This window comes from Pseudomonas jinjuensis (assembly GCF_900103845.1).
GTDB classification, from domain to species: domain Bacteria; phylum Pseudomonadota; class Gammaproteobacteria; order Pseudomonadales; family Pseudomonadaceae; genus Pseudomonas; species Pseudomonas jinjuensis.
In genome coordinates, this window is sequence record NZ_FNIJ01000007.1 from 42153 (window position 1) to 65158 (window position 23006).

The following is a 23006-nucleotide window of genomic DNA, read 5'->3' on the forward strand; positions in this document are numbered from 1 at the left end:
AAGCTTTGCCGTGAAGGCGGGAGGTTTCCGTCTGTTCGAGGTGACTGATGGCTGAGCTGCATCGCGCAAGTGTGTCCGGGTCCGGTTTGTATGAACGGTTGCTGCAACGTCTCGCACTGGCTCTGGATGAAGCCGATACCGCCGAACGATTGCGCGACGAGCATCCCCAGGAACTGGAACTTCGCGGGCTCAGCAGTGCGGAAATGGAACTGATCCGGGCCTATCTCGACCAGGATGTGAACTGGCTGCGTGGCTGGCATGCGGCGGCGGAAGAACTGGCGCTGCTCGAACGCTCCTCCGCCCGTGGCGGACGCAAGCCGCGCCAGGCGGCGAGCGTACCCAAGCCGCGGCTGGCGGCGCGCCGGCAGATGCTGTTGTGCGCGCTGTGCGGTTCGCCGGTGGCCCTGAGCCGTTCTCAGGGCGTGCTGCCCTGCGCTTCCTGCGGTTCCCAGCTGTTCCGCAGCGCACGGATGAACCAGTCGGTCCGCTGATCCGTTAGGCTTTGGCGCTCTGCAAGGAGCCGCCAATGCCGATTCGCTATTTGCTCAAACAGATCTTCATGCCGCCGGGCCTGCTGCTGGCGCTGTTGCTGTGCGCGTTCTTCCTGCGCCGGCGCCTCCCGCGGCTGGCCGCCGCCTGCTTCGTCGGCGGCTTCGGCGGATTGCTGCTGATGAGCCTGCCGGTCGGCGTGGAGTGGGGCGCCCGTCTGCTCGAAGCGCATCCGCCACTGGAACGTTCCGAATGGTCGAGCCTGGCCACGCGCGCGGATGCCATCGTCATCCTCGGCGCCGGCCGCGAGCGCGGCGATCCGTCCTGGGGCGCCGACCAGCCCGGCGTGATGGCGCGCGAACGGCTGCGCTACGCGGCGCGCCTGGCCAGGGCCAGTGGGCTGCCGATCCTGACTTCCGGCGGGCTGCACTACGGCACCCCGCCGAGCGAGGCGCAGATCATGGCGGAAAGCCTGCGCGACGATTACGGCGTGGCGGTGCGCTGGCAGGAAGGGCGCAGCCGCACGACCTGGGAAAACGCCACGGAAAGCGCACAGATCCTGCGCCAGGCGGGCGTTCGCCGGGTCGTGCTGGTGACCCAGGCGCTGCACATGCGACGGGCGCTGTGGAGTTTCGAGACGGTCGGGCTGGAGGTGGTGCCGGCGCCAGTCGGCTTCATCGGCGTGGACAATGCCCGTCCGTTCGGCGGCTGGCTGCCGGAGGGCAAGGCCGTCTGGCAGAGCGAGCAGTTGCTCAACGAGGCGATCGGGCTGGTGGGGTATCGGCTGTTCTATCGGCAGTGATCGTTCCGGGCATTCCCGGTCTGTAGGAGCCAGCTTGCTGGCGATCCGGTTTCCATCCGGCATGGGCGGGGCCGGATAGCGCGGATATCGCCAGCAAGCTGGCTCCTACACGAAAGGTCGGGGCATCAGCCGAAGATGCGCCGCTGCTCCGGATGCGTCTGCCGGCGCACCAGGGTCCAGGCGACCAGCGCCAGCGAGAGGATCGCCAGCGGCCAGATGCGCCATTGCAGGTAGGGCGTCAGGCCCTGCATCGGGGTGATCTCGCCGCGCAGCACGGCGCGCTGGAACTGCGGCACCTCGGCGGCCAGCCTGCCCTGCGGGTCGATCAGCGCGGTGACGCCGTTGTTGGTGCCGCGGATCATCCAGCGGCCCGCCTCCAGCGCACGCATCTGCGCCATCTGCAGGTGCTGCAGCGGGCCGATGGAGGTGCCGAACCAGGCGTCGTTGCTGATGGTCAGGAGGATCTGGCTCTGCGCGGCGAGGCCGGCGGCGAATTCCGGGTAGACCACCTCGTAGCAGATGTACGGCGCGATGGCGTAGCCCTTGGCCTTGAGCAGCGGCTGTTCGGCCGGGCCGCGGGCGAAGTCGGACATCGGCAGGTCGAAGAAGGCGATCAGCCCGCGCAGGACGTCCTGCAGCGGCACGTACTCGCCGAACGGCACCAGCTTCTGCTTCAGGTAGTCGCCGCTGCCGTCGCCGACCACGGTGATGCCGTTGTAGTAGCGGGCGCCGTCCGGCGTGCGCTGGCGCACCGGCACCCCGGTGATCAGCGCGGCGTGCTTGCCCCTGGCCAGTTCGTCGACCATGCCCAGGTAGCCGGTGGCGAGGTCCTTGAGCACCGGCACGGCGGTTTCCGGCCAGACGATCAGGTCGACATCCTGCAGCTCGGCGGTGAGGTCGCGGTACATGCCGAGCTGGGCGGCGACGTGTTCGGGATTCCATTTCATTTCCTGGGCGACGTTGCCCTGGATCGCGGCGATCTTCAGCGGCGCGCCGGCCGGAACGGTCCACGCGTGGCCCTTCAGCGCGACGCCGGCGATCCACGGCGCCAGCAGCAGGAGCAGCGCGGGCACCAGGCGTACTGGCGAGCGCAGCAGTTCACCGGCATTGCAAATCAGCGCGGCGCTGAGGGCGATGGCGAAGGAGATCAGCCAGACGCCACCCACCGGCGCCAGCCCGGCCAGCGGGCCGTGCAACTGGCTGTAGCCGGTGTAGAGCCAGGGGAAGCCGGTGAGGAACCAGCTGCGGAACAGTTCCAGCCCCATCCACAGGGCGGCGAAGGCCAGTGCGTCGCTGATCGGCGCGCTGTTGCGCCGCAGGTAGCGCACCCACAGCCAGGCCGGCAGGGCGAAGAAGAAGGCCACGCCGGCGCTGAAGCCGCCGACCAGGAAGGCCGCCAGCGGGCCGGAGGCGCCGCCGAAGTCGTGGATGCTGTAGTAGATCCAGCTGGTGCCGGCGATGAAGGCGCCGAAGCCGTACCACCAGCCGCGCCACAGCGCCGCGTGGGGCGTGGCGTGGCGCAGGCCGAGATAGAACAGCGCGACCGAGAGCAGGGCCAGCGGCCAGAAGTCGAACGGGGCGAGGAAGAGCGGGGTGAGGGCGCCGGCGGCGAATGCCAGGAAATGGCCCGGCCAACCGGGGCGGGTGATCCAGCGCATCGGTGTTCCTTGGGATCGTTGAGCGATGCGCAAGAGTAATGGAGAGACGAACGGCAGGCTACCGGGGCTTGGCCAGAAGCCATTACCGGCGGTGTCGGATGCTTCCGTGGAATTGGTGGATAACGCTGCGCGTTATCCACCCTACGGGGAGGGCCAGGTGCGTCCTTCAGCCCGTAGGGTGGATAAGCGGAACGCTTATCCACCAACCGGTGAGGCTCAGTCCTGCAACGGCGTCAACCGCAGCAGGTGCAGGCGGCGGCTGTCGGCGTTCAGCACGCGGAAGCGGAAACCGCCCAGCTCGGTGGTCTCGTTGCGCTTGGGCATGTAGCCGAAGGCGCTCATCACCAGGCCGCCGACCGTGTCGAATTCCTCGTCGGAGAACTCCGCGCCGAAGAAGTCGTTGAAGGCATCCACCGGGGTCAGCGCCTTGACGATGAAGTCGCCGCTGGGCAGCGGCTTGATGTAGCTGTCTTCCTCGACGTCGTGCTCGTCCTCGATGTCGCCGACGATCTGCTCCAGCACGTCCTCGATGGTCACCAGGCCGGCCACGCCGCCGTACTCGTCGATGACGATGGCCATGTGGTTGCGGTTGGCGCGGAACTCGCGCAGCAGGACGTTGAGGCGCTTGGATTCCGGGACGAAGGTCGCCGGACGCAGCAGGTCCTTGATGTTGAAGCTGTGGTTGGCGTCGTGGAGGATCAGCGGCAGCAGGTCCTTGGCCAGCAGCACGCCGACGATGTCGTCGAGGCTCTCGCCGATCACCGGATAGCGCGAGTGCGCCGCCTCGATCACCGACGGGAGGAATTCCCGCGGCGTCTGCGTCGAGCGGATGGTGATCACCTGGGACCGCGGGACCATGATGTCGCGCACCTGCAGGTCCGCGACCTGGATGGCGCCCTCGACGATGGACAGCGCCTCGCTGTCCAGCAGCTTGTTGTCGTGGGCTTCGCGCAGCAGCTCGAGGAGCTCCTGGCGGTTTCTCGGCTCATGGGCAAAAGCCTGGGTGATCTTGTCCAGCCATGACTTGTGCCCGTTGCTCAATCGATCTTCGCTCATTGTCGTGCTCGGTGGCTCTCTTATTGTTCGTCTGCCGCGTAAGGGTCGGGATGGCCCAGTTCAGCAAGCAATTCCCGCTCCAGTTGTTCCATTTCTTCCGCTTCCGCGTCTTCGACATGGTCGTAGCCGAGCAGGTGCAGGCAGCCGTGGATGACCAGGTGCGCCCAGTGCGCCGGCAGCGTCTTGCCCTGCTCGGCCGCCTCGCGGGCGACCACCGGGGCGCAGATCACCAGGTCGCCGAGCAGCGGGATGTCCAGCAACTCGTCGGGCACGTCGGCGGGGAAGGACAGCACGTTGGTGGCGTAGTCCTTGTGCCGCCAGGTGCGGTTGAGTTCGCGGCCTTCCGCCTCGTCGACCAGGCGGATGGTCAGCTCGGAGTCGTTCTGCCGCTGGCGCAGGGCCAGTTCGCACCAGCGGCGGAAATCCGCTTCCGTGGGCAGGCCGGGGGCTTCCGATGCGATCTGCAGGTCGAGTTCAAGCACCATCGCGGCTGTCCTTCGCCGGTTCGCCGTGCAGGCGGTTCTCGTGACGCTCGTAGGCCTCGACGATGCGCTGCACCAGCGGGTGACGCACCACATCCTTGGGCTTGAAGTGGGTGAAGCTGATCCCCGGCACGTCGCGCAGCACCTCGATCACGTGGTGCAGGCCGGAACGCGTGCCGCGCGGCAGGTCGACCTGGGTGATGTCACCGGTGATCACGGCGGTGGAGCCGAAGCCGATACGGGTCAGGAACATCTTCATCTGCTCGATGGTGGTGTTCTGACTCTCGTCGAGGATGATGAAGCTGTTGTTAAGGGTGCGGCCGCGCATGTAGGCCAGCGGCGCGACCTCGATCACCTGGCGCTCGATCAGCTTGGCCACGGTCTCGAAGCCGAGCATCTCGTACAGCGCGTCGTACAGCGGGCGCAGGTAGGGGTCGATCTTCTGCGCCAGGTCGCCGGGCAGGAAGCCGAGCTTCTCGCCGGCCTCCACCGCCGGGCGCACCAGCAGGATGCGGCGGATCTGCTCGCGCTCCAGCGCGTCCACCGCGCAGGCCACGGCGAGGTAGGTCTTGCCGGTGCCGGCCGGGCCGATGCCGAAGTTGATGTCGTGATCGAGGATCGCCTTGACGTAGCGCTGCTGGTTGGCGCCGCGCGGGCGGATGTGCGCCTTGCGCGTCTTCAGCGTGATCGCCGGGGCGTCGTGCGGGCCGGCCAGGTCTTCCAGGCCGGATTCCTGGAGGAACAGGTGGACCATGTCCGGGGTCAGGTCGGTGCCGGTCTGCGCCTCGCGATAGAGGCGCTGCAGCAGGTGCTCGGCGGCCTGGGTGCGGATCGGGTCGCCGACCAGTTCGAACTGGTTGCCGCGGTTGCGGATCTCGATGTCCAGGCGTTTCTCGATCTGGTGCAGATGCTCGTCGAATTGTCCGCAGAGGTTGGCAAAGCTGCGGGCGTCGAAGGGATCGAGGGTGAAGCGATGAAATTCCAGGGGGGCGTTCAAGGTGTTGTGCAGTCGCCGTTCAGCTATGGGAATGTCCGAAGAATAACCCCGGAGAACCGAGTGGGAAAGTTCGACCTCCGGGGGATTGTGCTCAGTGGGCGCTGCCTTCGATCAGCGTGCCACGCAGGGAATTGGGCAGCGCCTCGTAGATTTCCACGTCCACGAACTGGCCGATCAGGCGCGGATTGTCGCTGGCGAAATTGACGATGCGGTTGTTGCCGGTGCGGCCCTGCAGCTTGCCCGGGTCGCGTTTGGAGTAGTCGGTGACGAGGATGCGCTGGACGCTGCCGACCATCCGCCGGCTGATCTCGAAGCTCTGCTGCTGCAGGCGGCTGTTGAGGGTCAGCAGGCGCTGCTTCTTCACCTCTTCCGGGGTGTCGTCGGCCAGGTCGGAGGCCGGGGTGCCGGGGCGCGGGCTGTAGATGAAGGAGAACGAGTGGTCGAAGCCGACGTCCTCCACCAGCTTCATGGTCTGCTCGAAGTCCCTGTCGGTCTCGCCGGGGAAGCCGACGATGAAGTCCGAGCTGATGCAGATGTCCGGTACCGCCGCCTTCAGCTTGCGGATGCGCGACTTGTATTCCAGCGCCGTGTGGTTGCGCTTCATCGCCGCCAGCACGCGGTCGGAGCCCGACTGCACCGGCAGGTGGACGAACGGCACCAGCTGTGGCACCTCGGCATGCGCGGCGATCAGCGCGTCGGAGAACTCCAGCGGGTGCGAGGTGGTGTAGCGGATGCGCTCGATGCCGTCGACCTCGGCGACCACGCGGATCAGCTCGGCGAAATCGGCGATGCGCCCGTCATGGGTGGCGCCGCGGTAGCCGTTGACGTTCTGCCCGAGCAGGGTGACTTCCCGCACGCCGTTCTCGGCCAGGTGGATGACCTCGGCGAGCACGTCGTCGAACGGCCGGCTGACTTCCTCGCCGCGGGTGTAGGGCACCACGCAGAACGAGCAGTACTTGCTGCAGCCTTCCATCACCGAGACGAAGGCGGTCGGGCCGTCGACGCGCGGTTCGGGCAGGCGGTCGAACTTCTCGATCTCCGGGAACGACACGTCCACCTGCGGTTTGCGGGTGGCGCGTGCGGCGTCGATCATTTCCGGCAGGCGGTGCAGGGTCTGCGGGCCGAACACCACGTCGACGTAGGGCGCGCGCTCGCGGATGGCGGCGCCTTCCTGGCTGGCCACGCAGCCGCCGACGCCGATCACCAGCGCGGGATTCTGCTGCTTCAGCGAGCGCCAGGCGCCCAGCTCGGAGAACACCTTCTCCTGGGCCTTTTCGCGGATCGAGCAGGTATTCAGCAGGATCACGTCGGCTTCTTCGGGCTTCTCCGTGAGTTCCAGGGCCTGGTGCTCGCCCAGCAGATCCGCCATGCGCGAGCTGTCGTACTCGTTCATCTGGCAACCGTGGGTCTGGATGAAAAGCTTCTTGGCCATGGATCTCGTCGAAGAATGAAAAATGGACCGCGCATTATAGTGGGGCGCCGGGCTCCTTCCTAGGGTTGCGCGCCGGATGGCTGTGCTATGATTCGCGCCCCGATTTGCAGCCTGACTGTCACCTGCCGTTCATGAACAAGCGCGAAAACCCGATCTACAAGGTGGTCTTCCTCAACCAGGGCCAGGTGTACGAGATGTACGCCAAGCAGATCTACCAGAGCGATCTGTGGGGCTTCCTGGAAATCGAGGAATTCGTCTTCGGCGAGCGCACCCAGGTGGTGGTCGACCCGAGCGAGGAAAAGCTCAAGGCCCAGTTCGAAGGCGTCATCCGCAGCTTCGTGCCGATGCACGCGATCATCCGCATCGACGAGGTCGAGCGCCTCGGCACCGCGAAGATCAGCGAGGCCAAGGCGACCGGCAACGTCATGCCGTTCCCCGTCCCCATGCCGGACAAGAACTGAAGCGGGTCGCAGGAGCGAGCTGGCTCGCGAATTGCCACGCGCCGAGGGTTCGCGAGCAAGCTCGCTCCTACGGGCGGCGTCGATTGTCAGGGCAGCGGCGCGAACGGCGTGTTGCCGGCGGTCTGCAGTTCGATCAGGTAGTTGCGGAAGATCTGCCCGAGCACCTTGGTGGCGATGTCCAGCTCGTTGCGGTTCATCTGCTCGGCGACCAGGTCGGCGCTGTCCATGGCTTCCTCGGCGCCGTTCACCGCGGCCATCTTCAGCACGATGTAGGCCTGCACGTTGTTGGCCTTCACCCCTTCGCCACGGAAGAACATGGTGCCCAGACGCAGCTGTGCCTGGGCATGGCCCTGCAACGAGGCCTTCTCGAACCAGTGCAGCGCGGCCTGGAAGTCGCGCGGCGCGCGTTCGCCGGTATAGAAGAATTCCCCCAGCTCGTACTGCGCCTGCGCGTCGCCGCCATTGGCGACCTGCTGGCAGGCGGCCAGCGCCTGCTGGAGCTGCTCGGGCACGGTATTCAGGGTGCAGCGGCCGGTCGCCGGGATCAGCAGGGGATTGCCCCCGGCTTCTGCCAACAGGGGGGCGCACAGCAGGCAACCCAGAATCAGGGCGCGACCGGAGCGGAACATGGGGGGAAAGGGCCTCCAGCATCGGGGCGGGCATCCGCCCGGCCAGCGAAATGCGCTGGCCCTCACATTATGAAATAAGCCCGTGGTTCCTTACAAAGCCTTTGCCGCGTTTTCTGGCCGAGTGGAAGGGCGGTGTGTCTTCGTAGGGTGGATGGCGCTCTTCCATCCACCATTGCGCGGCCATGGTGGATCGATGGAGCGTGATCCACCCTACGTCGGCACTTACTTCAGTGCGGCGAACGCCCGCTCGGCCGCATCCAGGGTCAGCTTCAGCTCGGTCTCGCCGTGGGCGATGGAGGTGAAGCCGGCCTCGAAGGCGCTCGGCGCCAGGTACACGCCGCCGTCCAGCATCAGGTGGAAGAAGCGCTTGAAGCGTTCCACGTCGCTGCCCATCACATCCTCGAAGGTGACGATGTCGTCGGCACCGGTGAAGTACAGGCCGAACATGGCGGCGCCCGCCTGGGTGGTGACGAACGGCACGCCCGCCGCATCGGCGCGATCCTGCAGGCCCTGCAGCATCTTCGTGGTGTAGGCGGTCAGCTCGTCGTGGAAACCCGGGCGGCTGATCAGGCGCAGGGTGGTCAGGCCGGCGGCCATGGCCAGCGGGTTGCCGGACAGGGTGCCGGCCTGGTAGACCGGGCCGAGCGGGGAAATCTGCTCCATGATCTCGCGCTTGCCGCCGAAGGCGCCCACCGGCATGCCGCCGCCGATGATCTTGCCGAAGGTCGACAGGTCCGGCTTCACGCCGTAGAACGCCTGGGCGCCGCCGAGGGCGACGCGGAAGCCGGTCATCACCTCGTCGAAGATCAGCACCACGCCGTGCTTGTCGCACAGGCTGCGCAGGCCTTCGAGGAAGCCCGCGGCCGGCGGCACGCAGTTCATGTTGCCGGCCACCGGCTCGACGATGATGCACGCCACTTCCTGGCCGACTTCCGCCAGGGTCTTCTCCACCGCGGCGATGTCGTTGAACGGCAGGGTCAGGGTGTGCTTGGCGAAGGCCGCCGGTACGCCGGGGGAGTTCGGCACGCCGAAGGTCAGGGCGCCGGAGCCGGCCTTCACCAGCAGGCTGTCGGAGTGGCCGTGGTAGCAGCCCTCGAACTTGATGATGCTGTCGCGGCCGGTGTAGCCGCGGGCCAGGCGGATGGCGCTCATGGTCGCCTCGGTGCCGGAGCTGACCATGCGCACCATGTCCATCGACGGCACCAGCGAGCAGACCAGGTCGGCCATTTCCACTTCCAGCGCGGTCGGCGCGCCGTAGGAGAGGCCGTGATCCAGTTGCCTGCGCACCGCGTCGAGCACGTCCGGGTGGCTGTGGCCGAGGATCATCGGGCCCCAGGAGCCGACGTAGTCGACGTAGCGCTTGTCGTCTTCATCCACCACGTAGGCGCCTTCCGCGTGCTTGAAGAACAGCGGAGTGCCGCCGACGCTCTTGAACGCGCGGACCGGGGAGTTGACGCCGCCGGGGATGTGCTTCTGGGCGTTGGCGAACAGGGTTTCGGAACGGGACATGGGAACCTCGCAGATGTCTCTGAATTCGGAAGGCGGCCTCAGTCGGCCTGGAACAGGGCGCTGAAGGCGCGGGCGCGGCGCTCCACCTCGGCGGCGGAATCGGCGGCGAACAGCGCGTGGATCACCGCCAGCAGATCGGCGCCGCGGCCGATCAGCTCCGGCGCGTTGTCGATGGTGACGCCGCCGATGGCCACCAGCGGCAGGCCGAAGCGGCTGCGCGCCTGCTCCAGCAGGTCGACGGTGGCGGCCGGCGCGCCGGGCTTGGTCTGGGAATTGAAGAAGCGGCCGAAGGCGATGTAGCTGGCGCCTTCGCCCGCCGCCTGCGCGGCCAGCTCCAGGCTGGCGTGGCAGGTGGCGCCGACCACCGCGTTGCGGCCGAGCAGGGCGCGGGCGGCGGCCAGCGAGCCGTCGGTCTGGCCGAGATGCACGCCGACGCCCAGGCGCGCGGCCAGTTCGGCGTCGTCGTTGATGATCAGCTGGGCGCCATGGCGCTCGCAGAGTTCGCGCAGGCTTTCCGCCTCGCGCAGGCGCCGCGACTCGTCATGGGACTTGTCGCGGTACTGCAGCAGCTGGGCGCCGCCCTTCAGCGCCGCTTCGACGTAGGGCAGCAGGCGGCCGTCGGCGAGCAGCTGGCTGTCGGTGATGGCATAGAGTCCACGCAGTTTCATGGGCGCCTCTCAGGAGCAGAAATCCAGCGGCAGGCGACGCGGCACGTACTGGCCGTGGCCGGGCGCCTCGGCGTCGCGCAGGGTGCGCCAGGTGTAGTCGAGGGCGCTGCGCACGGCGCTGACCAGTTCCTCGCCGAGGGCGAGGCGGCCGGCCAGGGTGCTGGCCAGGGTGCAGCCGGAACCATGATAGCTGCCCGGCAGGCGCTGGCAGGTGAAGCTGTGCTGCGAGCCGTCGCGGCAGTACAGGCGGTTGTGCACCTCGGCCTCGTCGCCGTGGCCGCCGGTGATCAGCAGGTGCTGCACATGGGGCAGCAGCTTCTCCGCGCACTGCTCCGGCGTGCCTTCCGGCAGTTCGGCGAGGATGCGCGCTTCCGGCAGGTTCGGCGTGGCGATGGTGGCGACCGGCAGCAGGCGTTCGCGCATGGCGTAGCCGACGTCGTCCTTGCCCAGGGCGCCGCCGCCGCCGGCGCGCAGCACTGGGTCGCAGACCAGCGGCACGCCGGGTAGCGACTGCATGATTTCCAGCACCGTCTCGACCATCTCCACCGAGCCGAGCATGCCCAGCTTGACCGCTGCCACCGGCAGGTCGGCGATCACGGCGCTGGCCTGGGCCAGCACCCACTCGCGGTCGAGCACGCGGAAGTCGGAGACGTTGACGGTGTCCTGCACGGTCAGCGCGGTGACGGTCGGCGCGGCGTGGCAACCCTGGGCGATCAGGGCTTCGATGTCGGCCTGCAGGCCGGCGCCGCCGCTCGGGTCGTGACCGGAGAGGCAGAGAACTACGGGGCGGGAGGTGGGTGTTTTCATGGCGCGGCAGCTTATCATCAAAAGTGGGCCGGGCCCCGTTATGGGGCGCGGCGGGAAACGCTGCTAGGTACCACAATAAGGACAAGTCTGCGAGGAGTGCGTGCATGAAGACCATCGATCAGTGGTTCGACGAATACGGACAGAGTCACCGCAACCCGCTGAACAAGCTGCTGCACTGGATCTGCGTGCCGCTGATCACCTTCAGCCTGCTCGGCATCCTCTGGGCCGTCCATCCCTGGCTGATGGGCGCCTTCATGGTCCTGGCGATGCTCTTCTACCTCAGCCTGTCGTGGCGCATGTGCCTGACCATGGGCGTGCTCGGCGCGCTGTCGGCGTGGATCTTCAGCCAGATGCCGGCGGTGTTCTGGCCCTGCGTGGCGATCTTCGTGCTGGCCTGGATCGGCCAGTTCGTCGGCCACGGCGTCGAAGGCCAAAAGCCTTCGTTCTTCAAGGACGTGCAGTTCCTGCTGATCGGCCCGCTGTGGGTGGTGGCCTTCGTCTTCCGCCGCCTGGGGCTGGCCTATTGATGGCTGTGCTAGAGTTCGCCGGTTCGACATTCCGGGGGCTGCGCGCGGCGACATGTGGTACTGGCTGACTCTTTTCCTGTGCATCCTTTCGCCGCTGGCGAACGCCGTGACCTTCGACGAGCACGTCGAGAGCCTGCCGCTCGGCCGCGCCATCGACGTGTTCGAGGACGTGCGCGGCAACGCCGACATCAGCGAGATCGCCTCGCCCGCGCTGGAAGGCAGCTTCCACCGGCATGAGGAGGACGTGCTCAACGCCGGCTATTCGCGCTCGGTGTTCTGGCTGCGCCTGGACCTGGAATACCGCCCGCAAGAGGACCACCGCGCTACCACCCGCCTGCTGGAGCTGGCCTACCCGCCGCTGGACAAGCTCGACCTCTACCTGCCGGACGGCAAGGGTGGCTACCGCCTCGACCAGCGCACCGGCGACACCCTGCCGTTCGCCAGCCGCCCGGTGAAGCAGAACAACTACCTGTTCCGCATCCGCGTGGAGCCGGACCAGACCCAGCGCATCTACCTGCGCCTGGAAAGCCAGGGCTCGATCCAGGCGCCGCTGACCCTGTGGACGCCGCGCGCCTACCTGGAAGAGCAGCCCGGGCGCATCTACGTGCTCGGCATGATCTACGGCGTGCTGCTGGCGATGCTGGTGTACAACCTGTTCATCTTCCTCAGCGTCCGCGACACCAGCTACCTCTACTACATCCTCTATATCGCCTCGTTCGGCCTCTACCAGGTGTCGGTGAACGGCGCCGGGATCGAGTACTTCTGGCCGGACAGCCCCTGGTGGGCGAACGCCGCGACGCCCTTCCTGATCGGCGCGGCCGGCCTGTTCGGCTGCCAGTTCGCCCGCAAGTTCCTCCACACCCGCGAGCACAGCCCGTGGATCGATCGCCTGCTGCTGGTCCTGATGGCGGTCGGCGCGCTGACCATGCTGCTGGCGCTGGGCGCCAGCTACGGCATGGCCCTGCGCCTGGCGACTTCGCTGGCGCTGGTATTCACCGTGGCGATCTTCGCCGCCGGGGTGGTCTCCTGGCTGCGTGGCATGCGCGTGGCGCGCTACTTCATCTTCGCCTGGAGCGCCTTCCTCCTCGGCGGCGCGGTGAACACCCTGATGGTGCTGGGCTTCCTGCCCAATGTGTTCCTCACCATGTACGCCAGCCAGATCGGCTCGGCGCTGGAGGTCGGGTTGCTGTCGCTGGCGCTGGCCGACCGCATCAACGCGATGCGCGAAGAACGCGCGCGCATCCTCCAGGAAAGCAGCGCCAAGCTGGAGCAGCTCAACCTGGAACTGGCCAACAGCAACCGCCTGAAGGACGAATTCCTCGCCACCGTCACCCACGAGCTGCGCACGCCGATGAGCGGGGTGATCGGCTCGCTGGAGCTGATGCAGACGGTGCCGATGGAGGTCGAGCTGGCGGAGTACCAGCGGACCGCCATAGGCTCGGCGCGGGACATGCTGCGCATGGTCAACGACATCCTCGCGCTGATCGAGCTGCAGGCCGGCAGGCTCTACCCGCGGCGCGAGCCGTTCAGCCTGCGCGGCCTGTGCGACAGCCTGCGCGCGCAGTACGCGCCGCGCGCCGAGGAGAAGGGCCTGCGTTTCGCCCTGCAGCTCGACGAAAGCCTGCCGGACACCCTCGAAGGCGACTCCGCCAAGCTGGCCCAGGCGCTCGGCTACCTGCTGGACAACGCCATCAAGTTCACCGCCCGGGGCAGCGTGACCCTGCGCGTGAACGGCGAGAAGCATGACGACGCCATCGCCCTGCGGGTCGAGGTGGCGGACACCGGTATCGGCTTCGCCACGCCGTCGGACGAGACGGTGTACCAGCGCTTCTTCCAGCTGGATGGTTCGTCGACCCGCGAATACGGCGGCCTCGGCATCGGCCTGGCGCTGTGCCGGCAACTGGTCGAACTGCTCGGCGGCGAGCTGAGCCACGGCTCGCTGCCCGGCCAGGGCAGCCGCTTCGCCCTCGCCATCGAACTGGCCCGCCCGACCCAGGCCCTGGTGCCGCCGCCACGCCGCGCCGGCGGCCAGGCCCGGCGCCGGCCGGAACAGTGCAGCGTGCTGGTGGTGGAAGACGACGCGATCAACCAGCTGGTGCTGCGCGGCATGCTGCTCAAGCTCGGCTACCGGGTGCGCACCGCCGACAACGGCGCGGAGGCGGTGGAGCTGCTGAGCCGGGAATCGCCGGACGCGGTGCTGCTGGACTGCCAGATGCCGGTGATGGACGGTTTCGCCACCTGCCGGGCGATCCGCGCGCTGCCGCGTTGCGCCGACCTGCCGGTGCTGGCGATCACCGCCAACAGCCACAGCGGCGACCGCGCCCGCTGCCTGGCGGCGGGGATGAGCGACTACCTGGCCAAGCCGGTGAAGTTCGAGGAACTGCAGACCCTGTTGCACGACTGGCTGCTCTGCCAGCCGGCGCTGCCCAGCCAGGCCTGACGGTCGGCGCTGCGCGGGATCACCCCTGTAGGAGCGGGCCATGCCCGCGATCGCGCGCATGGCGCGCGGCTTTGGGCTTTTCGCCCGGCTCCCATGAAAAACGCCGCGATACCTCCCGGCATCGCGGCGTTCTTCTTGAGCGAGCGGCTTTCCGATCAGAGCCGGGAAGCTGCTGCGGCTCGGTATCAGACCTTGACGATCCAGCCTTCCGGGCCTTCCACGTCGCCGGTCTGGATGCCGGTCAGCTCTTCGTAGAGACGACGGGTCACCGGGCCGACGTCTTCGCGGCTGAAGAACACGTGCAGATGGTCCTTGTACTGGATGCCGCCGATCGGCGTGATCACCGCCGCGGTGCCGCAGGCGCCGGCTTCCTTGAAGCGCGCCAGGTCGTTGATCGCTACGTCGCCCTCGATCACTTTCAGGCCCAGGCGCTGTTCGGCCAGTTGCATCAGCGACAGGCGGGTGATGCCCGGCAGCACCGAGCTGGAGCGCGGGGTAACGAACTCGTCGTCGTGGGTGATGGCGAAGAAGTTGGCCGAGCCCACTTCCTCGATGCGGCTGTGGGTGGCCGGGTCGAGGTAGATGCAGTCGGCGAAGCCTTCCTTCTTGGCCTGGGAGCCCGGTAGCAGGCTGGCGGCGTAGTTGCCGCCGACCTTGGCGGCGCCGGTGCCGTGGGGCGCGGCGCGGTCGTAGGTGGAAATCACGAAGTCATGGGGCTTCATGCCGCCCTTGAAGTAGGCGCCGACCGGGATGCAGAACACCGAGAAGATGAACTCCGGGGCCGGGCGCACGCCGATGTTGTCGCCCACGCCGATCACGAACGGGCGCAGGTACAGGGCGCCGCCGGAGCCATAGGGCGGAATGAAGCGCTCGTTGGCGCGGACCACCTGCTTGCAGGCGTCGATGAACTGCTCCTCGGACACCTGCGGCATCAGCACGCGGGCACAGCTGCGGGCCATGCGCGCGGCGTTCTGGTCCGGGCGGAACAGGTTGATCGAACCATCCTTGCAGCGGTAGGCCTTCAGGCCTTCGAAGCACTGCTGGCCGTAGTGCAGCGCCGTGGAACCCTCGCTGATGTGCAGGGTGTTGTCCTCGGTCAGCTTGCCGTCGTCCCACAGACCATCGCGCCAGTGAGAGATGTAGCGGAAGTCGGTCTTGATGTAATCGAATCCGAGCGTGCCCCAATCGATGTCTTTCTGTTCCATGGTTATCTCGTTAAATGGGATGGACTATGGCCTGCCGCCTGCCTGGCGCGGCAGGCGAGCATCCGGACAGATGAGATGTTGCGGACTCCTGGCGGCGGGCTCTGCCTGAATCGACCAGGATTCGTGGGCGCGGCAGGAACGGCGTTCTCCACTTGATGGCCACCACCAGGACTCCATCACGACGTGCCACGATACCGGTGATATTCGCTGCTGTGGGGGTTGCCTGACGAATATTCCTGCCACCAGTCGCATTCGCAGCCGGCGATGCCCCGGGCTCGCGGCAGCCCGCCTGTCGCTCGCCTGGGATCATTGATGTCTGATTTTTAGGAATGCATTTCCGTATGCTGAATGAATGCTTGGGTGTTCTGCTGCGCCAGGTCAGCTCTGCGGGAACAGCGAGCGGCTGATGAATCGGGCGGTTTCGTGCAGGCTGGCGCCGATCTGTTCCAGTTTTTCGCGGTCGTGCTGCGCGCTGATGCCGATGCCGGAAATGACGAAGCGCGGCTGGCAGTCGTGGTCGATGATCGGGCTGGAGACCATGCTGACGCCGCGGTACAGGTGGCTCTCGTCGATGGCCCAGCCGCGCTCCAGGGCGGCGGCGGCGTCGCTGCGGTACTGCTCGAAGCTGGGCGGGTTCTCCCAGCGGACGCGCGTCAGGCGGCGGCGCAGTTCATCCTCGGGGAGGTTGCGCAGGCCGGCGATGCAGCGCCCGGCAGCGCCGACCAGTTCCGGCAGGCGCGAGCCGATGGCGACGTTGATGTGGGCGATGGCCGGGGTGGAGGCCGCGATCACGCGGATGTGCGCATCGTCCGTGACCTGCCACAGGGTGATCAGGATGTTATGGGTGGTGCTCAGGCGCTCCAGTTCCGGCTGGATCAGGTCGGCATAGCTGCGGCCGATGAAACTCACCGCCAGCTCGGACAGGCCCAGCCCCAGGCGGTAGGTCTTGGTGTCGTTGTCGAACGAGGTCAGCTGCTCGTTGCTCAGCGTGCGCAGGATGTTGAAGGTGGTGCTCGGGCTGATGCCCGTGGCGCGGGCGATGGCGGTCGCGCCTTCGGGGCCTTCGGCGTTGGCCAGGTGGCGCAGGATCTGGATGGCGTTCACGACGGCGCCGACATCCTTGGTGCTGGGTCGCTTGCTGCTGGTTTCTTTGGCGGTTTTGTTGGTTGGCATATTCTGCATTCTGATTGATATTCTGTATGGTGAATGTATTCTGCTCCTGCGATGCCTGCAACGGCCGCAGTTCGGCAGGATGGGCATCGGCGGTAACGCACTTTGCAACAAGGCAGAACAAGAACAAAGGAGAAACCTCATGGTGGATTTCCCCGACCGCAGCATGCCAGGGCCCGAGGCACAGTACCTCGCGTTTCTCGCCGAGGGTCGTTTCATGTTGCAGCGCAGCGCCTCCACCGGACGCTATGTGTTCTACCCGCGCGTGCTGATTCCCGGCAGCGGTGAAACCGACCTGGAATGGGTCGAGGCCAGCGGCACCGGCACTATCTATGCGATCACCGTCAATCGTGCGCGCACCGGCAGCCACAACGTGGCGCTGATCGACCTCGACGAGGGCGTGCGCATGATGTCGCGCATCGAAGGCGTGGAAACCGCTGCCATCGGCAGCCGGGTCAAGGCGCGCATCGTCGAGGTGGATGGCGTGGCCGGAGTGGTGTTCGATCTGCTGGAGGGCCAGGCATGAACCAGGCAATCCGCGGCAAGACCGCCATCGTCGGCATTGGCAGCGCCGGCATCGGCGAGGCCCACGGCTTCAGCCCCATCGAGCTGCTCGGCCAGGCTTCATTGAAAGCCATCGCCGACGCCGGCCTGCAGCTCTCGGACATCGACGGCGTGTTCGCCGCCACCAGTTCGCATGCCTTCCCGACCCTGTCGGTGTGCGAATACCTGGGCATCAAGCCGAAGTTCGTCGACGGCACCAACGTCGGCGGTTCCAGCTTCGAGATGCACCTGCTGCAGGCGACCCTGGCCCTGGAGGCCGGCCTGTGCAACGCCGCGCTGATCTGCTATGGCTCCAACCAGCGCACCGCCGGTGGCCGCCTGGTGTCGATGAGCGAGCCGCAGTGGCACGAAACCTTCTACAAGCCGCGCCATCCGATCACTTCCTACTCGCTGGCGGCCAGCCGCCACATGCACCAGTTCGGCACCACCCGCGCCCAGCTCGCGGAAGTCGCGGTATCGGCGCGCAAGTGGGCCAACCTCAACCCCGAGGCCTTCGCCCGTGGCCCGCTGAGCATCGACGACGTGCTGGCCAGCCGCATGGTCAGCGACCCGCTCAGCTCGGCTGACTGCTGCCTGGTCACCGACGGTGGCGGCGCCTGCGTGCTGGTCCGTGCCGACCGCGCCCGCGACCTGCCGAACGAGCCGGTGTACTTCCTCGGCGCCGCCGGCGCGCAGTGGCATCGTTCGATCCAGGCCATGCCCGACCTGACCGTCACCGCCGCCTCGGAAAGCGGCCCGCGCGCGATGGAAATGGCCGGGGTGAAGCACGCCGACATCGACCTGGTGATGCTCTACGACGCCTTCACCATCAACACTATCCTGTTCCTCGAGGATCTCGGCTTCTGCCCGAAGGGCGAGGGCGGTCGCTTCGTCGAAGGCGGGCGCATCGCCCCCGGTGGCGAGTTGGCGGTGAACACCAACGGCGGCGGGCTGTCCTGTGTGCATCCGGGCATGTACGGCATGTTCCTGATCATCGAGGCGGTCACCCAGCTGCGTCGTCAGGCCGGTGAGCGCCAGCTGAAGAAGTCCGAGGTGGCGCTGCTGCATGGCAACGGCGGCACCTTGTCCAGCCAGGTTACGGCACTGCTCGGCACCCAAGCGGTGCTCTGAAATTCTGTGTTCTTGAACTCAGGGCTCTGAAACTCAGGGCCGACGCTCCCGGTGGCTGCTGCCCGCAGCCTGCCGTGGACGCGCTCGCCCTCGCGCCGGCACGCAAGCGTCCGGCACCCGCTACTTGTTCAGGTGGAACGTCATGTCAGTGAGTCACTTGCAACACACCGGTTTCTCCAGTCTTACCCCCCTGGTGCAGCCGCGCTCGGTCGCCGTCGTCGGCGCCTCCAGCGACCCCCACCGCATCGGCGGCCGACCCATCGCCTACATGCTGCGCAACGGCTTCACCGGCCGCATCCTGCCGGTGAACCCCAACCGCACCGAGATCCAGGGCCTGCCGGCCTACGCCAGCGTCGACGCGCTGCCCGAGGCGCCGGACGTGGCGATCATCGCGGTGCCGGCGCCGCAGGTGCTGGAGACCGTCCAGGCGCTGGGGCGCAAGGGCGCGCGCAGCGCCATCGTGTTCTCCTCCGGTTTCAGCGAAGTCGGCGAGGAGGGCGTGGCCATGCAGGACGCCATCGTCGACGCCGCCCGCGCGGCGAACATGCGCCTGCTGGGGCCGAACGCGCTGGGCGTATTCAACGCCAACCTCGGCTACTACGCCTTCTTCTCCACCAGCCTGGAGCGCGGCATTCCGCTGGCCGGGCGGGTCGGCATCGCCACCCAGTCCGGCGCCTACGGCGCGCACCTGCTCGGCCTGTCGCGGCAGCGCGGGCTGGGCACGCCGATCTGCGTCGCCACCGGCAACGAAGCCGACGTCACCCTGGGCGACGCCATCGGCTGGCTGGTGGAATCGCCGGAGATCGACGTGGTGATGGCCTACGCCGAATCGATCCGCAACGTCGACAGCTTCCTCGCCGCCCTCGAGGCGGCCCACCGCGCGGGCAAGCCGGTGATCCTGCACAAGGTCGGGCGCAGCGAACTGGGCGGCCGCGCGGCCATGTCGCACACCGCTTCCCTGGCCGGCGACGACAAGGTGCTCGACGCGGTGCTGGCCGACTACGCCGTGGTCCGCGCGCGCACCACCGAAGAACTGGTGGACATCGCCTACCTCGCCACCCAGCGCATCTACCCGGTGAATAACAGCCTGGGGATGATCACCGTCAGCGGTGGCGCCGGCATCATCGTCAGCGACGCCGCCGAGGACTTCGGCCTGCCCATGCCGCCGATGCCCGAAGCGGCCCAGGCACGCCTGAAGCAGCGCCTGTCCTACGCCTCGCCACTCAACCCGGTGGACTGCACCGCCCAGGCGCTCAACGACCTGAGCCTGGTGCACGACTTCACCGAATCCATGGTGGTGGACGGTGGCTACCGTTCGCTGATCGCCTTCTTCACCCAGGCCGGCACCGCCGCCTCCATCGGCCCGCGCCTGGCCGAGCAGTTCGCGCGGATCAAGGTCGATCACCCGGACCGCCTGTTCGTGGTCTCGGTGATGGGCGAGGGCGAGGAGTTGGCGCCTTACCAGAAAGCCGGCTTCGCCCTGTTCGAGGATCCGACCCGCGCGGTGCGCGCCATCCAGGCCATGGGCCAGCTGGGTGAGGCCTTCGCCCGACCGCTGCGCAAGATTCCCGCGCCCGGCGGCGTCGAACTGCCGGCCAGCACGCCCGGCGAGGCCGAGGCCAAGCAGTTGCTGGCACGTGCCGGCATCGAGTCGGCGCCCGAGCGCGTACTGAAGAACGCTGCGGAAGCCGCCGCCTTCGCCGAGCAGATCGGCTTCCCGGTGGTACTGAAGATCGCCTCGGCGGACATCCTGCACAAATCGGAAATCGGCGGCGTGCTGCTCAACGTGAACACTGCCCAGGCCGTGCGCGAGGGCTATGACCTGTTGCTCCAGCGTGCCGCCGAACACGCGCCCGATGCGCGCCTCGACGGCGTGCTGGTCGCCCGCCAGCTGCAGGGCGGCGTCGAGTGCTTCATGGGCATCCAGCGCGACCCGCAGTTCGGTCCGGTGGCGGTGTTCGGCCTTGGCGGCATTTTCGTCGAGGTGCTCAAGGACGTAGTATTCCGCCGCTGCCCGTTCGGCGTCGACGAAGCCGAACAGATGATCCGCAGCATCAAGGGCGCACCGCTGCTGCTGGGCGCCCGTGGTCGCCCGGTGACCGACATCAAGGCGCTGTCGCGGGTGCTCGCGCAGCTCTCGCAGTTCGCCGCCGAGGCTGGTCCGCGCCTGCGTTCGGTCGATCTCAACCCGGTCTTCGCCATGCCCGAGGGGCAGGGCGCCTGGGCCGCCGACGCGGTGCTGGAAGTGGAGGAGGTGGCCCATGGCGCTGAATCCTGAGCACCTGCTGAACTACCCGATCCCCGAAGTGCGGCAGCGTTTCAGCCGCCACGACAGCGCCTTCTATGCACTGTCGGTGGGCCTTGGCGCCGACCCCATGGACGAGCACCAACTGGCCTTCGTCGACGCCAACCGCGACCTCCAGGCGCTGCCCTGCATGGCGGTGGTGCTGGGGCATCCCGGCTTCTGGCTGGGCAACCCGGACACCGGCGTCGACGCCCTGCGCCTGGTGCATGGCGAGCAGAGCATCGAGTGGCTCAAGCCGCTGCCGGTGGAAGGCGAGGTGATCGGCCGCACCCGCGTCACCGGACTGGTGGACAAGGGCACCGGCAAGGGCGCGCTGCTCTACAGCGAGAAGGTCGTCAGCGACGCGCAGAGCGGCGAAGTGCTGGCAATCGCCCGCGGCACCACCTTCCTGCGCGGTGACGGCGGCTTCGGTGGCGACAGCCAGTCGCTGAGCCAGCCGCACCGCCTGCCCGAGCGTGCGCCGGACCTGCTCATCGACCTGCCGACGCGCCCCGAGCAGGCGTTGTACTACCGGCTCAACGGCGACGACAACCCGATCCACGCCAGCCCGGCGGCGGCCGCGCGCGGTGGCTTCCCACGGCCGATCCTGCATGGCCTGTGCACCCTCGGCGTGGCCTTCCACGCGCTGCTGCGCGGTGTCGCCGACTACCGCGCGGAGCGCTTCGCCCACCTGCAGGTGCGCTTCTCCGCCCCGGTGTTCCCGGGCGAAACCCTGCGCACCGAAATCTGGAACGACGGCTCCTTCCGCACCCGCGTCGTCGAGCGCGACGTGGTGGTGCTGGACAACGGCCACGTGCGCCTGACCCCGGGGAGTACCGACTGAACCGGGCAGGCATGGCGTGACGACGACCTCAACCAACCTTCGAGAACAACAACAATGAACGGATCCGACAGCTTGGCCCAGGGCACCGCGATACCGCGGCGGACCCTGGTCATCGCATTCCTCTTCTGCTTCCTTGGCCTGCTGGCCGACGGCGCGGACCTGATGTTCCTCGCCTACAGCCTGAACAGCCTCAAGGCCGAGTTCGGCCTGAGCAACTTCGAGGCGGGCTCGCTGGGCAGCATCACCCTGGCCGGCATGGCCATCGGCGGTATCTACGGTGGCTGGGCGTGCGACCGCTTCGGCCGGGTGCGCGTGGTGACCTGGACCATCCTGGTGTTTTCCGTGGGCACCGCCCTGCTGGGGCTGGCGCACAACTACTGGGCGTTCGCGCTGATCCGCTTCGTCTCCTCGCTGGGCCTGGGCTCGCTGTTCGTGGCCTGCAACATCCTGATGTCCGAGTTCGTCACCGCGAAGTACCGCACCACCATCCTGGCGACCATGCAGGCCGGCTGGACCGTGGGCTACCTGGTGGCGACGGTGCTCGCCGGGCAGATCATCCCGGACTACGGCTGGCGCGCGCTGTTCTTCACCGCCATTGGCGCGGCGCTGATCTGCCTGGCGTTGCGCCCGTGGGTGCCGGAGTCGCCGTCCTGGCTGGCCGCCCGCGCGCAACGCGGGCAGCAGGCAGTCAGCGGCCGCCAGCAGAGCGCGCCCAGCGGCGGCATGCGCCAGTTGCTGGTCGACCCGTCGACACGGCGCATGTTCGTGCTCTGGAGCCTCACCTCGTGCTTCCTGCTGTTCGGCTACTACGGCACCAACAACTGGATGCCCTCGTACCTGGAAAGCGAGCTGGGCATGAACTTCAAGTCCATGACCGGCTACATGGTCGGCACCTACACCGCGATGATCCTCGGCAAGGTGCTCGCCGGCATCGCCTCGGACCGCTTCGGCCGCCGCGCCACCTTCGCCGCCGGCGCCATCGGCACCGCCATCTTCATGCCGGTGATCGTGTTCTGGCACACCCCGGACAACATCGTCTGGATCCTCGCGCTGTTCGGCTTCATCTATGGCGTGCCGGTGGGCGTGCTCGCCACCTACATGACCGAGAGCTTCTCCACCCAGGTGCGCGGCGCTGCCGTCGGTACCTCCTACAACCTCGGCCGCATCGGCGCGGCGGTGGCCCCGGCGGCCATCGGCCTGCTGGCCTCCCACGTGTCCATCGGCGCGGGCTTCCTGGTGATGGGCATCACCTACGTCATCACCGGCCTGATCCCGGCGCTGTTCATCCCCAACCGCCTGTTCGACCCGAACCGCGAGGCGCGCAGTGCGCAAGCCGACGCGGTAGCCGCGCCGCAAGCGCATACGGCGATGAGCAGCGCGACCCGCCCGCTGGGCCAGCCGGCCACCGGGGAGAGCCCGCGATGACCGACCTCGCTGCAGCAGGAACCGCGACCGGGCTGGAGATGTTCCCCAGCGGCAGATTCACCTTCCAGGAGTTCCTCGGCCTGGAGCGCTGGGTCGATGGCGAGGTGGTGCGGGTGCGCCTGCGCCACCGCCCGGAGCTGATGAACTACATCGACAGCTTCCACGGCGGGGTGCTGATGAGCGTACTCGACGCCGCCATGGCCGGGGCGATCCGCGCTGTGCTGCCGGGTTGCTCGATGGTCACCATCGACATGGCCACCCACTTCATGGGCAGCACCCGCGGCGAGCTCAACGCCGTCGGCCGGGTGCTGCGCCGCACCCGCACGCTGTGCTTCTGCGCGGCGGAAATCTTCGACGAAGCCGGCGAGCTGATCGCCAGCGCCACCGGCAGTTTCAAGTACCGGCCCGCTGCGGCCGGCACTGTTCAACCGACACGGGAATGACGAT

The 23006-nt window shown here is 67.7% G+C and carries 22 protein-coding genes; 11 read left to right on the forward strand and 11 right to left on the reverse strand.

Annotated elements, in window-relative coordinates; translation table 11 throughout:
- Nucleotides 1-47 precede the first annotated feature (47 nt).
- Together BLR75_RS11415 and BLR75_RS11420 are read left to right on the forward strand one after the other, a co-directional pair.
- The gene (locus BLR75_RS11415; protein WP_084314226.1) at nt 48-491 is read left to right on the forward strand and encodes a hypothetical protein; all 444 of its coding nucleotides are present in this window, start codon (nt 48-50) and stop codon (nt 489-491) included.
- 35 nt (nt 492-526) lie between these two features.
- Nucleotides 527-1291, forward strand: a complete 765-nt coding sequence (locus BLR75_RS11420) for a YdcF family protein (protein ID WP_084314225.1) — start codon at nt 527-529, stop codon at nt 1289-1291.
- Between the two features lie 125 nt (nt 1292-1416).
- On the opposite strand, the gene lnt is transcribed toward BLR75_RS11420, so the two are convergent.
- The 5 genes from lnt to miaB form a co-directional block, all read right to left on the reverse strand.
- On the reverse strand, nt 1417-2949 hold the full coding sequence (gene lnt / locus BLR75_RS11425) for an apolipoprotein N-acyltransferase (protein WP_084314224.1): 1533 nt from the start codon (nt 2947-2949) through the stop codon (nt 1417-1419).
- A gap of 216 nt (nt 2950-3165) precedes the next feature.
- Entirely contained in the window at nt 3166-4005 is an 840-nt protein-coding gene (locus BLR75_RS11430) for a CorC family transporter (protein WP_084314223.1), read from the reverse strand.
- A gap of 20 nt (nt 4006-4025) precedes the next feature.
- On the reverse strand, nt 4026-4490 hold the full coding sequence (ybeY, locus tag BLR75_RS11435) for an rRNA maturation RNase YbeY (protein WP_090416055.1): 465 nt from the start codon (nt 4488-4490) through the stop codon (nt 4026-4028).
- Complete coding sequence (locus BLR75_RS11440) at nt 4480-5484, reverse strand: PhoH family protein (RefSeq protein ID WP_084314222.1); 1005 nt, start codon at nt 5482-5484, stop codon at nt 4480-4482. Before BLR75_RS11440 ends, ybeY begins: the two co-directional genes overlap by 11 nt.
- 91 nt (nt 5485-5575) lie before the next feature.
- A complete protein-coding gene (gene miaB / locus BLR75_RS11445; RefSeq protein ID WP_084314221.1) occupies nt 5576-6916 on the reverse strand; it encodes a tRNA (N6-isopentenyl adenosine(37)-C2)-methylthiotransferase MiaB in 1341 nt (446 codons plus the stop codon).
- A 131-nt stretch (nt 6917-7047) separates the two neighbouring features.
- On the opposite strand from miaB, the gene BLR75_RS11450 reads away from it, so the two are divergent.
- Nucleotides 7048-7377 (forward strand): DUF1820 family protein, encoded by a 330-nt coding sequence (locus tag BLR75_RS11450; RefSeq protein ID WP_084314220.1) that lies wholly within the window; start codon nt 7048-7050, stop codon nt 7375-7377.
- An 86-nt stretch (nt 7378-7463) separates the two neighbouring features.
- Here BLR75_RS11450 and BLR75_RS11455 read toward each other — a convergent pair whose 3' ends face one another.
- From BLR75_RS11455 to BLR75_RS11470, 4 genes are all read right to left on the reverse strand, one after another.
- Complete coding sequence (locus BLR75_RS11455; protein WP_084314219.1) at nt 7464-8006, reverse strand: tetratricopeptide repeat protein; 543 nt, start codon at nt 8004-8006, stop codon at nt 7464-7466.
- Nucleotides 8007-8228: 222 nt separating this feature from the next.
- Nucleotides 8229-9515 (reverse strand): glutamate-1-semialdehyde 2,1-aminomutase, encoded by a 1287-nt coding sequence (hemL, locus tag BLR75_RS11460; protein ID WP_084314218.1) that lies wholly within the window; start codon nt 9513-9515, stop codon nt 8229-8231.
- Nucleotides 9516-9553: 38 nt separating this feature from the next.
- Entirely contained in the window at nt 9554-10183 is a 630-nt protein-coding gene (gene thiE, locus BLR75_RS11465) for a thiamine phosphate synthase (RefSeq protein ID WP_084314217.1), read from the reverse strand.
- Between the two features lie 9 nt (nt 10184-10192).
- The gene (locus BLR75_RS11470) at nt 10193-10990 is read right to left on the reverse strand and encodes a hydroxymethylpyrimidine/phosphomethylpyrimidine kinase (RefSeq protein WP_084314216.1); all 798 of its coding nucleotides are present in this window, start codon (nt 10988-10990) and stop codon (nt 10193-10195) included.
- A 104-nt stretch (nt 10991-11094) separates the two neighbouring features.
- On the opposite strand from BLR75_RS11470, the gene BLR75_RS11475 reads away from it, so the two are divergent.
- Together BLR75_RS11475 and BLR75_RS11480 are read left to right on the forward strand one after the other, a co-directional pair.
- Nucleotides 11095-11517, forward strand: coding sequence for an Mpo1 family 2-hydroxy fatty acid dioxygenase (locus tag BLR75_RS11475; protein ID WP_084314215.1), 423 nt, complete (start codon nt 11095-11097; stop codon nt 11515-11517).
- 52 nt (nt 11518-11569) lie between these two features.
- Nucleotides 11570-13957, forward strand: a complete 2388-nt coding sequence (locus BLR75_RS11480) for a hybrid sensor histidine kinase/response regulator (protein ID WP_084314214.1) — start codon at nt 11570-11572, stop codon at nt 13955-13957.
- Between the two features lie 185 nt (nt 13958-14142).
- On the opposite strand, the gene BLR75_RS11485 is transcribed toward BLR75_RS11480, so the two are convergent.
- Together BLR75_RS11485 and BLR75_RS11490 are read right to left on the reverse strand one after the other, a co-directional pair.
- Entirely contained in the window at nt 14143-15162 is a 1020-nt protein-coding gene (locus tag BLR75_RS11485) for a branched-chain amino acid aminotransferase (protein ID WP_084314213.1), read from the reverse strand.
- A gap of 378 nt (nt 15163-15540) precedes the next feature.
- Complete coding sequence (locus BLR75_RS11490) at nt 15541-16335, reverse strand: IclR family transcriptional regulator (protein ID WP_084314272.1); 795 nt, start codon at nt 16333-16335, stop codon at nt 15541-15543.
- A 139-nt stretch (nt 16336-16474) separates the two neighbouring features.
- On the opposite strand from BLR75_RS11490, the gene BLR75_RS11495 reads away from it, so the two are divergent.
- The 6 genes from BLR75_RS11495 to BLR75_RS11520 all read left to right on the forward strand — a co-directional run bounded on the left by BLR75_RS11495 (nt 16475) and on the right by BLR75_RS11520 (nt 23002).
- Nucleotides 16475-16858 carry a Zn-ribbon domain-containing OB-fold protein gene (locus BLR75_RS11495; RefSeq protein WP_084314212.1) on the forward strand — a complete coding sequence of 128 codons (384 nt, stop codon included), beginning with the start codon at nt 16475-16477 and terminating at the stop codon, nt 16856-16858.
- On the forward strand, nt 16855-18006 hold the full coding sequence (locus BLR75_RS11500; RefSeq protein ID WP_084314211.1) for a thiolase: 1152 nt from the start codon (nt 16855-16857) through the stop codon (nt 18004-18006). The genes BLR75_RS11495 and BLR75_RS11500 overlap by 4 nt, the downstream gene beginning before the upstream one ends.
- Before the next feature lie 142 nt (nt 18007-18148).
- Nucleotides 18149-20284, forward strand: coding sequence for an acetate--CoA ligase family protein (locus tag BLR75_RS11505; protein ID WP_084314210.1), 2136 nt, complete (start codon nt 18149-18151; stop codon nt 20282-20284).
- The gene (locus tag BLR75_RS11510; RefSeq protein ID WP_084314209.1) at nt 20268-21134 is read left to right on the forward strand and encodes a MaoC/PaaZ C-terminal domain-containing protein; all 867 of its coding nucleotides are present in this window, start codon (nt 20268-20270) and stop codon (nt 21132-21134) included. The genes BLR75_RS11505 and BLR75_RS11510 overlap by 17 nt, the downstream gene beginning before the upstream one ends.
- Before the next feature lie 54 nt (nt 21135-21188).
- Nucleotides 21189-22559 carry an MFS transporter gene (locus BLR75_RS11515; RefSeq protein ID WP_084314208.1) on the forward strand — a complete coding sequence of 457 codons (1371 nt, stop codon included), beginning with the start codon at nt 21189-21191 and terminating at the stop codon, nt 22557-22559.
- Between the two features lie 38 nt (nt 22560-22597).
- Nucleotides 22598-23002 (forward strand): PaaI family thioesterase, encoded by a 405-nt coding sequence (locus BLR75_RS11520; protein WP_090416056.1) that lies wholly within the window; start codon nt 22598-22600, stop codon nt 23000-23002.
- The last annotated feature ends 4 nt before the right edge of the window (nt 23003-23006 follow it).